General features: G+C 56.8%; 12 protein-coding genes. All 12 read left to right on the top strand.

What is annotated here, in order from left to right; genetic code table 11:
• A partial coding sequence (locus tag DI44_RS00360) for an NADH-quinone oxidoreductase subunit C (protein ID WP_033026621.1) occupies nt 1–1,139 on the top strand: 1,139 nt, incomplete at its 5' end.
• A gap of 3 nt (nt 1,140–1,142) precedes the next feature.
• Nucleotides 1,143–2,243 carry an NADH-quinone oxidoreductase subunit D gene (locus DI44_RS00365; protein WP_014196947.1) on the top strand — a complete coding sequence of 367 codons (1,101 nt, stop codon included), beginning with the start codon at nt 1,143–1,145 and terminating at the stop codon, nt 2,241–2,243.
• Nucleotides 2,240–3,241, top strand: a complete 1,002-nt coding sequence (gene nuoH / locus DI44_RS00370; protein ID WP_011232819.1) for an NADH-quinone oxidoreductase subunit NuoH — start codon at nt 2,240–2,242, stop codon at nt 3,239–3,241. Before DI44_RS00365 ends, nuoH begins: the two co-directional genes overlap by 4 nt.
• 249 nt (nt 3,242–3,490) lie before the next feature.
• On the top strand, nt 3,491–3,910 hold the full coding sequence (nuoI, locus tag DI44_RS00375) for an NADH-quinone oxidoreductase subunit NuoI (RefSeq protein WP_013146600.1): 420 nt from the start codon (nt 3,491–3,493) through the stop codon (nt 3,908–3,910).
• Nucleotides 3,907–4,428: an NADH-quinone oxidoreductase subunit J gene (locus DI44_RS00380; RefSeq protein ID WP_011232816.1), complete on the top strand. Its 522-nt coding sequence runs from the start codon at nt 3,907–3,909 to the stop codon at nt 4,426–4,428. The genes nuoI and DI44_RS00380 overlap by 4 nt, the downstream gene beginning before the upstream one ends.
• The gene (nuoK, locus tag DI44_RS00385) at nt 4,425–4,730 is read left to right on the top strand and encodes an NADH-quinone oxidoreductase subunit NuoK (protein WP_011232815.1); all 306 of its coding nucleotides are present in this window, start codon (nt 4,425–4,427) and stop codon (nt 4,728–4,730) included. Before DI44_RS00380 ends, nuoK begins: the two co-directional genes overlap by 4 nt.
• Before the next feature lie 17 nt (nt 4,731–4,747).
• Nucleotides 4,748–6,601, top strand: coding sequence for an NADH-quinone oxidoreductase subunit L (nuoL, locus tag DI44_RS00390; RefSeq protein WP_025039089.1), 1,854 nt, complete (start codon nt 4,748–4,750; stop codon nt 6,599–6,601).
• Nucleotides 6,598–8,175 (top strand): NADH-quinone oxidoreductase subunit M, encoded by a 1,578-nt coding sequence (locus DI44_RS00395; RefSeq protein WP_011232813.1) that lies wholly within the window; start codon nt 6,598–6,600, stop codon nt 8,173–8,175. Before nuoL ends, DI44_RS00395 begins: the two co-directional genes overlap by 4 nt.
• 4 nt (nt 8,176–8,179) lie before the next feature.
• The gene (nuoN, locus tag DI44_RS00400; RefSeq protein WP_033026619.1) at nt 8,180–9,673 is read left to right on the top strand and encodes an NADH-quinone oxidoreductase subunit NuoN; all 1,494 of its coding nucleotides are present in this window, start codon (nt 8,180–8,182) and stop codon (nt 9,671–9,673) included.
• 378 nt (nt 9,674–10,051) lie between these two features.
• Nucleotides 10,052–10,291, top strand: a complete 240-nt coding sequence (locus tag DI44_RS00410; RefSeq protein ID WP_014196942.1) for a DUF1146 family protein — start codon at nt 10,052–10,054, stop codon at nt 10,289–10,291.
• Nucleotides 10,292–10,551: 260 nt separating this feature from the next.
• A complete protein-coding gene (locus DI44_RS00415) occupies nt 10,552–11,307 on the top strand; it encodes a YwmB family TATA-box binding protein (protein ID WP_011232809.1) in 756 nt (251 codons plus the stop codon).
• Between the two features lie 31 nt (nt 11,308–11,338).
• Nucleotides 11,339–12,643: a UDP-N-acetylglucosamine 1-carboxyvinyltransferase gene (murA, locus tag DI44_RS00420; protein WP_021321920.1), complete on the top strand. Its 1,305-nt coding sequence runs from the start codon at nt 11,339–11,341 to the stop codon at nt 12,641–12,643.
• The last annotated feature ends 271 nt before the right edge of the window (nt 12,644–12,914 follow it).

Below are 12,914 nucleotides of genomic sequence, written 5' to 3'. Positions count from 1 at the left end.
CGAAGGCGGCGGAACTGCGGAGACAGCGCGAGGCGGCTGCGTCCGGTGCGTCGACAGGGGATGACCTTGAGGCGGCGAAGCGGAAGGCGGCCGAGGAAGCACGGGCGAAGGCGGCGGAACTGCGGAGACAGCGCGAGGCGGCTGCGTCCGGTGCGTCGACAGGGGATGACCTTGAGGCGGCGAAGCGGAAGGCGGCAGAGGAAGCACGGGCGAGGGCGGCGGAGCTGCGGCGGCAGCGCGAGGCCGCTGCGTCTGGTGCGGCGACCGAAGGCGACCTCGAGGCGGCGAAGAGAAAGGCGGCAGAGGAAGCGCGGGCGAGGGCGGCGGAACTGCGGAGACAGCGCGAGGCGGCGGAAAGCGGTGCGGAGGATGATCTTGAGTTGGCGAAGAAAAAGGCAGCTGCGGCCGCGAAGGCGAGAGCTGCTGCATTAGCCAAACAAAAAGCCGCTGAAGCGTCGGGCGACGATGACGAGCTAGCCAAGCAAAAAGCGGCCGCCGCGGCGAAAGCGAAAGCTGCGGCCGCGGCAAAAGCGCGGGCGGCGGCCTTGGCGAAGCAACAAGGCGGCGCTGGCGATGAGGGGGCGAAACAAAAAGCGGCAGCGGCCGCCCGGACAAAGGCCGAAGAAACTCACGGAGGAACCGGACGGTATGCCGCTCCGTCGCCGAACGATCCGCTGCTTGAGAAATATGTCCGCATCATTCATGAGCATCTCGGTTCGGACGTGCTCGAGGATGCATACATCAACCGGCTGGCGAAAGATGTGCCGACGCTTGTCGTGAAAAAAGAGGCGTACTACAAAGTCGCCGAGTTGTTGAAAGGCCATGAACAGCTTCGGTTTGATTATTTATCCGAGCTGCACGGCACCGATTTTCAAACGCATATGGAAGTGTACGTCCATTTGTATTCCTATCCAAACCGGCAGCCGGTGGCGCTGAAAGTCAAAATCGAGCGCGACAACCCGGAAGTCGATTCGCTCGTTCCGCTTTGGCCGGGGGCGAACTGGCCGGAGTGCGAAGCGTACGATTTGCTTGGCATCCGTTTCCGCGGCCACCCGAACTTAATCCGCATCTTCCTAGGGGAGCAATGGGTCGGGCATCCGTTGCGCAAAGATTACGAGCCGTATGATGCGGAGGTGTAGATGATGCTGCGCACAGAAGAAATGATTTTAAACGTCGGCCCTCAACACCCGAGCACGCACGGGGTGTTCCGCCTCATTTTAAAAATTGACGGCGAGATCATTCAAGAAGCGACACCGGTCATCGGCTATTTGCATCGCGGAACGGAGAAAATTGCCGAAGGGCTGCAATATACGCAAATCATCCCGTACACCGACCGGATGGACTATTTATCAGCGATGACGAACAACTATGTGCTTTGCCATGCGGTCGAAACGATGATGGGCATTGAAGTGCCAGAGCGGGCCGAATATTTGCGCGTTCTCGCCATGGAGCTTGGGCGGATCGCCAGCCACCTTGTCTGGTGGGGGACGTACTTGCTTGACCTTGGCGCGACGAGCCCGTTTTTGTACGCGTTCCGCGAACGCGAAATGATTATTAATCTATTAAATGAGCTGTCTGGAGCGCGGTTGACGTTCAACTATATGCGCATCGGCGGGGTCAAATGGGATGCGCCGGACGGTTGGATTGACAAAGTGAAGCAGTTCGTTCCGTACATGCGGGAGAAACTTCACGGCTATCATGAGCTTGTCACCGGCAATGAAATTTTCCGCCAGCGCGTCACCGGCGTCGGGCGGTATACGAAAGAAGAGGCGATCAGCTATTCGCTGAGCGGCGTCAACTTGCGGTCGACCGGCGTCAAATGGGATTTGCGCAAAGATGAACCGTATTCGATCTATGACCGCTTTGATTTTGACGTGCCGGTGCGCGAGGGCGGCGATTGCCTCGCCCGCTATGAATGCCGGATGGCGGAAATCGAACAGTCGCTCCGCATCATCGAGCAGGCGTGCGAGCAATTTCCGCCTGAGGGGCCGATCATGGGAAAAGTGCCCCGCATCATTAAAGCGCCGCCGGGTGAGACATTTGTCCGCATCGAAGCGCCGCGCGGCGAGATCGGCTGCTATATTGCGAGCGACGGCAAAAAAGAGCCGTACCGCCTCAAATTCCGGCGCCCATCGTTTTACAACTTGCAAATACTCCCGAAGCTGCTCAAAGGGGAAAACTTGGCCAATGTCATCGCCATTCTTGGGTCGATTGACATTGTGCTTGGGGAGGTCGACGGATGATGGAACAATGGCTTGAATCCACGCCTGGCTGGTCGAACATCGCCCTGTTTTTCGGGCTTGGGGCGCTGCTTTTGGCGGTTGTGCTCGCCTTTGTCACATACGGCATTTTGGCCGAACGGAAAGTGATGGGGTTTATGCAAGGGCGCATCGGCCCGAACCAAGTCGGCGGCCGCTTCGGACTGCTGCAAACCGTTGCCGATGTGTTGAAGCTGCTTTTGAAAGAGGATACGATCCCGAAAGCGGCCGACCGTCCGCTCTACGTGCTGGCGCCGATCATCGCCTTTGTGCCGTCGTTTATGGTGTTGGCGGTATTGCCGTTTACCGATGCGTTCCGGTTCGCCGATATTGGCGTCGGCCTTCTGTATTATATCGCTGTCTCCGGCTTGACGACCGTCGGCGTTGTCGCCGGCGGCTGGGCGTCAAACAACAAATACGCTCTGCTTGGCGGCATGCGGGCAGCCGCGCAAATGATTTCCTATGAGATTCCGCTCGTCATGTCAGCGCTTGGCGTCGTGCTTTTGGCTGGAAGCATGAATTTAGTCGACATCGTTGCGGCGCAAAAAGACGTCTGGTTCATTTTCGCCCAGCCGTTGGCGTTTTTGATTTTCCTCATTGCCGCGGTGGCCGAGTTGAACCGGACGCCGTTTGACTTGCCGGAGGCGGAGTCCGAGTTGGTCGCCGGCTTTCATGTCGAATATTCCGGATTCCGTTGGGCGTTCTTTATGCTCGCCGAGTATGTGTATTTGTTCGCCATGGCGGCGCTTGTGACGATTTTGTTTCTCGGCGGCTGGCATCCGGTCGCCTTTCTCGGCTGGATTCCTGGCGCGGTCTGGTTTGCGCTGAAGTTTTGTGCGGTTGTTTTCGTCCTCATTTGGTTTCGCGCCACATTTCCGCGCGTGCGCGCCGACCAGCTGATGGAGTTCGCCTGGAAAGTGCTGCTTCCGCTTTCGCTCGTCAACATTGTGCTGACGGCGGTCGTTAAAGCGTGGTTTTTCTAAAAAAGCCGGTGATTTAGTGAAAAGTCGCGAAAAACGGACTTTTCTCAAATTGAGAAGTCCTGTAAAATCAACGTCTCTCTTTCAACCAAAAGCAACGGATTCGGCGAAATCGGTCGTTTTTCGCCAGTCCTCTAAAGAAACAAAGCAACTTGTCTTGCCAGGAAGGGGGCAGCCGCCCATGAGCATGGCCTCCTTCTTCGGGCAGAGGTCGTGTCGGAACGCCACTTTTCCCATGAGAGGGGTAGACGGATGATAGGGTTGATGAAAGGATTGGCGTATACGTTAAAAGAGTTGACGCGCGAAAAAGTGACGTACGATTACCCGCACGAACCGCTCCCGCTCCCGGATCGGTTTCGGGGCATCCAGAAATTTTATCCCGAAAAATGCATCGTGTGCAACCAGTGTGTCAACATTTGCCCGACCGAATGCATCCAGCTGACCGGGAAAAAACATCCCGATCCGACGAAAAAAGGGAAAGTGATTGAGACGTACAACATCAACTTTGAAATTTGCATTTTATGTGATTTGTGCACGGAAGTATGCCCAACGGAAGCGATTGTCATGACGAACAACTTTGAGCTCGCGGAATACAGCCGCGACGCTCTGTATAAAGATTTGGCCTGGCTTGATGAAAACGATACGAACATAAGAAGGGAGAATAAGCCGTGAGCGGAACGGACATCGCCTTTTTCTTGCTCGCCCTCGCGGCGATTGCCGGGGGAGTGACGATGCTCCAGCTGACGAACGTCGTCCATATGGTCATCGCCCTCGTCATGACATTTTTGGGCATTGCCGGGCTGTACGTGCTGTTGTCCGCCGAATTTGTCGCTGTTGTGCAAGTGCTCATCTATTCCGGAGCCATCACGATCATCATGCTGTTTGCGATCATGCTGACGCGCCATCACACAGACGAAAGGGAGCGCCAAACCACCGGCGGCGTCTGGCATAAAGCGGTTGCCGCCCTCTCCGTCATCGCCTTCGGCCTTGCCGTCTACTTCGGCATCCGCCAGCTCGACTTCGGCGCTGACGGCAGCGCGCTGGCGGGCGACAACGCTAAGGCGATCGGCAAGTTGCTTTACTCGTATTATACGATTCCGTTTGAAATCGTGTCTGTCATTTTGCTTGTCGCCTTAATTGGCGCGATCGTGTTGGCGAAAAAAGACGGCAAGGGGGCGGAAGACGAATGACATTATCGGCCTATTTAGCGTTGGCGCTGATCTTGTTTTGCATCGGGCTGTACGGGGCGCTCACGAAGAGGAATACGGTCATTGTGCTCATCTGCATTGAGCTGATGTTAAATGCGGTTAACATCAATTTCGTCGCGTTTGCCAAATACGGCGCCCATCCCAGCGTTCATGGGCATGTGTTCGCGCTGTTTGCGATCGCCGTGGCGGCGGCGGAAGCAGCCGTCGGCTTAGCTGCGCTCATCGCTTTTTACCGCAGCCGGAAGACGGTTCAAGTCGATGAAGCCAATTCGTTGAAACATTAGAGAAGGGGATGGGAACGATGATGAACCTAGCTTGGGTCGTGCCGCTGTTCCCGCTTGGTTCGTTCATTCTGTTGCTGCTGTTCGGACGGAGATGGAAACAAGCAAGCGCCTATGTCGGCATCGCCGCGGCGTTCTTGTCGCTGCTTTTGGCGCTCGCGGTGCTTGTGGACCGCCTCGGCGGGTCGACGTATGAGGCAAACTGGACATGGATGACGATAGGCGGCGTGACGTTGACGGTCGGGATTTCCGCCACCGCCCTAAACGCTTGGATGCTCGTCGTCGTCGCACTCGTCAGCTGGCTCGTCCATGTGTATTCGCAAGGGTACATGGCTGGCGATGAACGGTTTTCCACCTTTTACGCGTATTTGGGCCTGTTTACGTTTGCGATGCTCGGTCTTGTGCTGTCGCCGAATTTGCTGCAGGCGTACATCTTTTGGGAGCTCGTCGGGCTTGGATCGTTTTTGCTGATCGGTTTTTACTTCTATAAGGAAGAAGCAAAAGCGGCGGCGAAAAAAGCGTTCATCATGACGCGCATCGGCGACGTTGGCTTTTTCATCGGCATGATGTTGCTCTTTTGGCAAACGCACAGCTTTGATTACGACGACATTTTCCGCGCCGTCGGCGACGGGACGCTGTCGCCGGGGATGACGACGCTCGCGGCGATCTTGATTTTCATCGGCGCCATCGGCAAATCGGGGCAATTTCCGCTCCATACATGGCTTCCAGACGCGATGGAAGGCCCGACGCCGGTGTCGGCGCTCATCCACGCTGCGACGATGGTGGCGGCCGGTGTGTACCTTGTGGCGGCATTGTTTCCGCTGTATGAGGCAAGCCATGCAGCCATGATGACTGTGGCGACGATCGGCGGGGTGACGGCGATTTTCGCCGCGACGATCGGCTTGGTGCAGACGGACATTAAGCGCGTCCTCGCGTATTCGACGATCAGCCAGCTCGGTTATATGATGTTGGCGCTTGGCGCCGGCAGCTATGTCGCGGCCATCTTCCATTTGACGACGCATGCGTTCTTTAAAGCGCTCCTCTTTTTGGCCGCCGGGAGCGTCATTCATGCCGTCCGTACGCAAAACATCGAGGAAATGGGCGGGCTTTGGCGGCGGCTGCCATGGACCGCGCCGCTATTCCTCATTGGGGCGCTGTCGATCAGCGGGGTTCCGCTATTCGCCGGCTTTTTCAGCAAGGACGAAATTTTGGCCGCCGCCTGGACGAACGGGCCGCGCCTCCTCTTTTGGCTCGCGGTCGCTGCCGCGCTGTTGACGTCGTTTTATATGTTCCGGCTCTTTTTCCTCGTCTTTGCCGGCAAAGCGCGGCATCATGAGGATGCTCATGAAGCGCCAGCCTCGATGGTGGCGCCAATGCTTGTGCTCGGCGTGCTGTCGATTGCATCCGGATACATGCAAACGCCATGGTTTGGCTCGTTCCTTGGCGAATGGTTGACGGATGGAGCGTATCGTCATGAAGCGGCGCCGGGATGGATCGCTGTTTTGGCGACGATCGTGTCGTTTGCAGGGATTTTTCTCGCTTGGCTGATGTACGGGGCGCAGAAAATGCCGCGCGATTGGCTGTCCGCGCGTGTTCCGTATGTTGATGAGCTGCTGCGCCGTCATTACTACATCGATGACATTTACCGTTTGACGGTCGTGTCGCTTGTGTCATGGATCAGCCGCCTGTTGACGTATGTCGACCGCTTCCTTGTTGAAGGGCTCGCCCGGCTTGCCGCCGGCATTGTCGGCGCGGCCGCCTCGGCTGGGTCGCGCGGGCAAAACGGGCAGGCGCAGACGTATGGGGCGGTGACGGTGGCCGGATTGGCGATTTTGGTCGTCATTTTCGCCTTAACAGGGGGGTACTGGCTATGATGTTTTTATCGCTGCTCGTCTTTTCGCCGCTGTTAGGCATCGTGTTGCTGATGTTTGTCCGCAAAACGGATGAACGAATGATTCAATGGCTCGGAACGGCTGCCACCGTACCGCCGCTCATTTTGGCGTTGTTTGCTTTCATTCAGTCCGGGCGCGGGTTTCGCCTCGAGCGGCTCGACGAAGCGCGGGACTGGGTGCGGCTTGCTGACCTGCCATTTTTGACGGACGCGGCGTATGTGATCCGCTATGAGCTCGGCATCGATGGGCTGTCGCTTGTCTTTATCGTTCTGACCGCGGTGTTGGCGACGTTGGCCGCTTTGGCGTCGATGCTTGTCAAAACGGAGAAAAAAGGGTATTTTCTCTGGCTGCTGGCGCTTGAGATTGGCATGCTCGGCGTATTTTCCGCCGCCAATTTCGTTTGGTTTTTCCTCTTCTTAGAAGTGACGTTGGTCGCTATGTTTTTGCTTGTCGGCAAGTGGGGCGGGTTTGAGCGCGAGCGGGCGGCGTACAGCTACTTGTTGTACAACGGGCTCGGCTCGGCTTTGTTGCTTGTTGTGATCGCGGTGCTGCTTGCCCGAACTGGAACAGCGAACTTTGCCTTGCTTCATGAAATGTTACATAATCCAGCGGCGGAAGGGCAACTGATTGCGCCGTTGACGGAGGAAGGGCGTCGCTGGCTGCTCGGCGGGCTGTTGTTGGCATTTGCCGTCAAGCTGCCGGCTGTTCCGTTCCACTGCTGGCTCATCCGCGTCCACGTCGAAGCGCCGCCGCCGGTGGTGATGCTTCATGCCGGGGTGTTGCTGAAAATCGCAGCGTATGGGATGATTCGCTTCGGGGTCGGCTTGTTTCCGGATGAGTTCCGCTCGTTTGCCGGCGTTCTCGCTCTATTTGGCGTCATCAACGTGCTGTACGGCGCGCTGTTGGCGCTTCGCCAGCGCGAATTGAAGCGCGTGCTCGCCTACTCAAGCGTGTCGCATATGGGGGTCGTGCTCATCGGGCTCGGTGCGTTGAATGAGGCCGGCATTCAAGGAGCGGTCTTTCAATCGGTGGCTCACGGACTCATCTCGGCCTTGTCGTTTTTGCTTGTCGGCGTGCTCGCTCATCGAATGGGAACAACGGACATCAACCGGCTTGGTGGACTGACGAAAGCGATGCCGCTCTTTTCCGGGTATTTGCTCACAGCGGCGCTCGCCTTGCTCGGTCTGCCGGGGCTGGCGGGATTTGTCGGTGAATTCACGTCGTTTCTCGGGCTGTTTCAAACGAAGCCGGCCCTTGCCGCCGTGGGTGCGCTTGGATTGATCTTCGCCGCTGTCTATTCGCTGAAAGCCGTCCTTGATATCACGTTCGGCCGCCCCCGCGACCGGCGGGAAGCGGTCATGGGCTGGCGTGAGCCGCAAGCATCTGCGGCAAGCCTAGGTGAACCGCAAGGGGGCGTCGTTGACTTGCAAGGAAAAGAAGCTGTGCCGGCGTTCATCCTCGTCGCGTTGATCGTGGCCGTCGGCGTCTATCCACAGCTATTGGCCGCGCCGCTTACGGCCGTCGTCAAGACGATGATGAACGGGCTAGGGGGTTGATCACATGAACGATGTATGGCAATCCGATTGGAGCATGATGGCGCCCGAATGGATCGTCCTCGCGGCCGCCATAGCGCTGTTGGTGATTGACTTGGCGCTGCCGAGTGATCGAAGCCGCCGGCCGCTTGCTTGGGGCGCCGCGGCGGCGGCGGCGCTCGCCATGATCGCGACAGCGGCGATGATCCCGGCCGGGTCGGCATCGATTTTGCATGATACGTTCCGGCTCGATGCGTTCGCCAAAGCGTTCAAGTTCATTTTGCTGGCTGGCGGAGCGCTCGCTCTGCTTTTAGTGGCCGAATGGGCGCCGAAAGAAGGCAGTCCGCACCGCGGCGAATTTGTCTATATGATGTTGTTTGCGCTGCTTGGGGCGATGATGATGGCGTCTAGCGGCGATTTGCTTACATTATTTGTCAGCCTTGAGCTGCTTTCGGTGTCGTCCTACATTTTGGCCGGTTTGCGCAAAACGGCGCCGGCATCGAACGAGGCGGCGCTCAAATACGTCATTAACGGCGGCATCGCCACCGCCATCATGCTGTTTGGCATGAGTTATGTGTTCGGCTTGACCGGAACGACGAATCTCGGCGGCATCGCGCGCCGCTTGCAGGAGACGAACGAGCCGTACATGCTTGCTTTGGCGTTTCTGCTTTTGCTCATCGGCGTTTCGTTTAAGCTGGCGACTGTTCCGTTTCATATGTGGGCGCCGGACGTGTACGAAGGAGCGCCCGTTCCAGCGACCGCGTTTTTTGCCGTCGTGTCGAAAACGGCCGGCTTTGCCCTTCTTCTCCGTTTGCTGGTGACGATCTTTGCCGCGGCGCCGTCTGAAGGGCGTGACCCATCATCGCTTCTTTTGTCGATGCAGCCGATCATCACCGTGTTAGCTGGATTGACGATGATCATCGGCAGCGTCGTGGCGCTTCGGCAGCGGAGTTTAAAGCGGCTGCTCGCCTACTCAGGCATCGCCCACGCCGGCTACTTGCTCGCGGGGTTTGCCGCGATGTCATGGGCGATGATCGATTCGCTCTGGATGTATTTGCTCGTCTATACGTTGATGAACATCGGGGCGTTTGCCATTATTGCCCATATTGTCAATGAAACCGGATCCGATGATTTGGATGGGCTCGCCGGCTTATATCGGCACCGCCCATTTCTGGCTGCGGCGCTCGGGCTGTTTTTGCTCTCGCTCGCCGGCATCCCAGGAACAGCTGGCTTTATCGCCAAGCTGCATATTTTCATCGGCCTTGTCGTCACAGAGCCGGGCCATTATGTGCTCGCCGCCGTGATGGCGATCACGACCGTCATCTCGTACGTGTATTATTTCAATTTGATCGTCCAGCTCTTTTTCCGCCCGACGTTCACCGCGCCGCTTGGCCGGCTGCCGGCCGGGCTGTCGACCGCCGTCGTTCTTTGCGCGCTTGGAACGTTGGCGATCGGCTGGGCGCCGGGGCTTGCTTACGATATGCTTGCCCAGTTTGGGCATTTTGGCGATTTTTTGCCGTAACGGTAGAATAAAGGGAGAGGGAGAATGCCTCTCCTCTTTTTTTGCGCCGCCGGCTTCGTTTGGAAAGGAGGGGATGCGCTGCGTGCTTTGCGCAGGAAAGCTCCATCGAGCAATGTTTGCTTTCCACCTAGCATGAAAGTTTCAAGGCCTGCGCATTTTCATAGAAAGAGGGGAATGCTCATCCCGCTGGCTTTGTTTCGGGACGAGGAGCACCTTGGATGTGCGGCCGGTGCTGTTTCGGGGGAGAAGAGCTTGTCATGCGACGCTTAATCTGTTTTCGAAACGCATGAAGTGCTTTGGCTGCACGCCGCGTTCCGAAAAAGAGGAAATGCTTCGTATGCGCCGTTTCACATATGCTTGAGAAAGAGGTGAAACTTGATGATGCTGGTCATCGGCCAACAAGCGTTGATTTCGATTATCGTTCATTTGGCGTTTCTAGCGGTGACGTGGTGGACGCTGCAGGCGGTGCGGCTCGAGGTGCTGCTTCGGCCGAACCGCGTCGTCCAAGGGCGGCTGCTGTACATTTTATTGACGATTGCCATCGGCTCGACGGTGGCGAACTTTTTCCTTGACTATTGGGCTTGGTCAACCGATTTGCCGTATTTGTTCCGCGAATAGGGAGGCCCGGGGCGCCGTGGTGCTTCGGCTCCCCCTCCAACTGTCCGCTTGCCCCGCCCTCTGTCCGGCCGATCCGTTCTTGCCGCCGCCTCTTTGCTCCCCGTCCCGTCCCCTTCTTCCATGGATTCTCGGCTGTTTGCCCTCCGCTTTGATGTTTATTTATGAAAGCGATTTCAAAAATCGCCGGTTGTCGATTTTTTTGACGTATGTTCCCTTGCCCGGTGGCAACAATAACAAGTAAGGAGAGGAAGGGAACGAAGATGAGAAAAAATCCAATCTGTTGGCTGATGGCGCTGGCCGCCGCGGTCTTGTTGTTGGCCGCAGGGCAATACCGGACGGAAGGCGCGCGGGGGAACGAATGGTCCGAACCGTTGGAAATGATGGCGCACACATTGGCGCAACACGGTGCCTCGCTCGGCCGCTGGGTCGTGTACACAAGAGAGTATGCCCACGATATTCAAAATGATGCGGACTTTTTCAAAAAAATGGCGGAGTTCAAACAAACATACCGCTCCTTCCGCTGGACGTTCCACCAAACTAGCCATTGGCAAAAAGTGATCGGCACGAATGAACATTCCTTTTTTCGTGAACAAATCCAGCTCGTGATGACCGTCACAAATGGAACGCCGCAAACGTATATCCTCTATGAAGCGACCGGCCCAACGTGGAGCCAAGCTGGGTGGAAAGAAGCAGCACAGCACATTCAAAAAACGACGAACGGACTATTTGTGAATCACTCTACATTTTTCGCTTGTATTGAAGGCGAGTTCAGTGGTAATATGGAAGGTGGTTTGTTCGATCAAGCTTCTCAATTGCTTCGCGATTTTCAAGCGACGCCTGTCGAGTGGCTGCGGGAAGAGTCACTCGTTTCCCTGTCTGCATATACTGGGCAGTGGAAGAACGTTCTCCCGGCCGCCAATCATCAGCCGATCAACCTGCAACTCGCCTTGAGAGAAAAATTGGGCGGCAAGACGCGCGTCGTTGCTGGAACCCCAATCATTACCATTGAATACTAATATAGAGAAATTGGACGCGGAGGGGAATACCTTGGAAAAGATCATCGTCCGTGGCGGAAACCGGTTGAGCGGCACCGTCAAAGTGGAAGGCGCAAAAAATGCCGTTTTGCCTGTCATCGCTGCCACTTTATTGGCTACGAAAGGAACAAGTACGATTCATGATGTGCCTGCTCTTTCCGATGTATATACAATCAGTGAAGTGCTCCGCTATTTAGGCGCCGATGTGCACATTGCCGACGAGACGGTCACCGTCGATGCCACCGGTCCGTTGACGGTGGAAGCGCCGTTTGAATATGTGCGAAAAATGCGCGCGTCGGTGCTTGTCATGGGGCCGCTGTTGGCGCGCAACGGCCGAGCCCGCGTGGCGCTGCCGGGCGGCTGTGCCATTGGCTCGCGCCCGATCGATCAACATTTAAAAGGATTTGAAGCGATGGGCGCGTCTGTGAAAGTCGGCAATGGCTTTATCGATGCGGAAGTGAACGGACGGCTCCGCGGCGCCAAAATTTATTTGGACTTTCCAAGCGTCGGGGCGACGGAAAACATTATGATGGCCGCCGTGCTCGCGGAAGGCACGACTGTGATCGAAAACTGTGCGAAAGAGCCGGAAATCGTCGATTTGGCGAACTTTTTGAACGCGATGGGCGCCAAAGTGCGCGGCGCCGGCACCGGAACGATTCGAATCGAGGGAGTTGACGAGCTCGTCGGCACAACGCATACGGTCATTCCGGACCGCATCGAAGCCGGCACGTTTATGGTGGCGGCGGCAATCACCGGCGGCAATGTCCTCGTGCAAGGAGCCGTTCCGGAACATTTAGGCTCGCTGATCGCTAAACTCGAAGAAATGGGCGTGACCGTCATTGAAGAGGAAAGCGGCTTGCGTGTCATCGGTCCGGAAAAGCTGAAAGCCGTCGACATTAAAACGATGCCATATCCGGGCTTTCCGACCGACATGCAGTCGCAAATGATGGCTCTCTTGTTGAAAGCGGAAGGCACGAGCATGATCACCGAGACGGTGTTTGAAAATCGCTTTATGCATGTGGAGGAATTCCGGCGCATGAACGCCGATATTAAAATTGAAGGGCGTTCCGTCATTATCAATGGCCCGTGCCAGCTGCAAGGCGCCGAAGTGGCGGCCACCGATTTGCGCGCAGCGGCGGCGTTGATTTTGGCTGGACTCGCGGCGGACGGCTACACGCGCGTGACCGAGCTTCGTCATCTCGACCGCGGGTATGTCCGCTTCCACGAAAAGTTGGCTGCGCTTGGGGCCGACATTGAACGCGTTCGGGAAGAAACAGAACAACTCGACCCGATCCAAGCGATCGAATGGAACGGATAATGGCGAAAAAACGACCGTGAACTGCCTGTTTCGGCGGGGAATGGTCGTTTTTTCTTGGAACACGGGCGACCGTCGAAGGACGGTAAAAAACAACCGTTCGTTCCTAACGGTCTGTTTTGAAGCTCAGAGAAAGACCGTCTGTGTCAACTACCCCCACTTAGCTAACGCTTGAAGTGGGGGCTTGCAACTCCCCAGAAGTGCAAACGGACTTCGTCCTCCTTCCTTGACTTGGGGTTGCATCAGGGGGCAGGTTGACGACTACCCAACGACG

Origin of the sequence: Geobacillus sp. CAMR5420, assembly GCF_000691465.1 — a bacterium.
Classification (GTDB): domain Bacteria; phylum Bacillota; class Bacilli; order Bacillales; family Anoxybacillaceae; genus Geobacillus; species Geobacillus thermoleovorans.
This window is presented reverse-complemented; position numbering and strand designations above follow the sequence as displayed.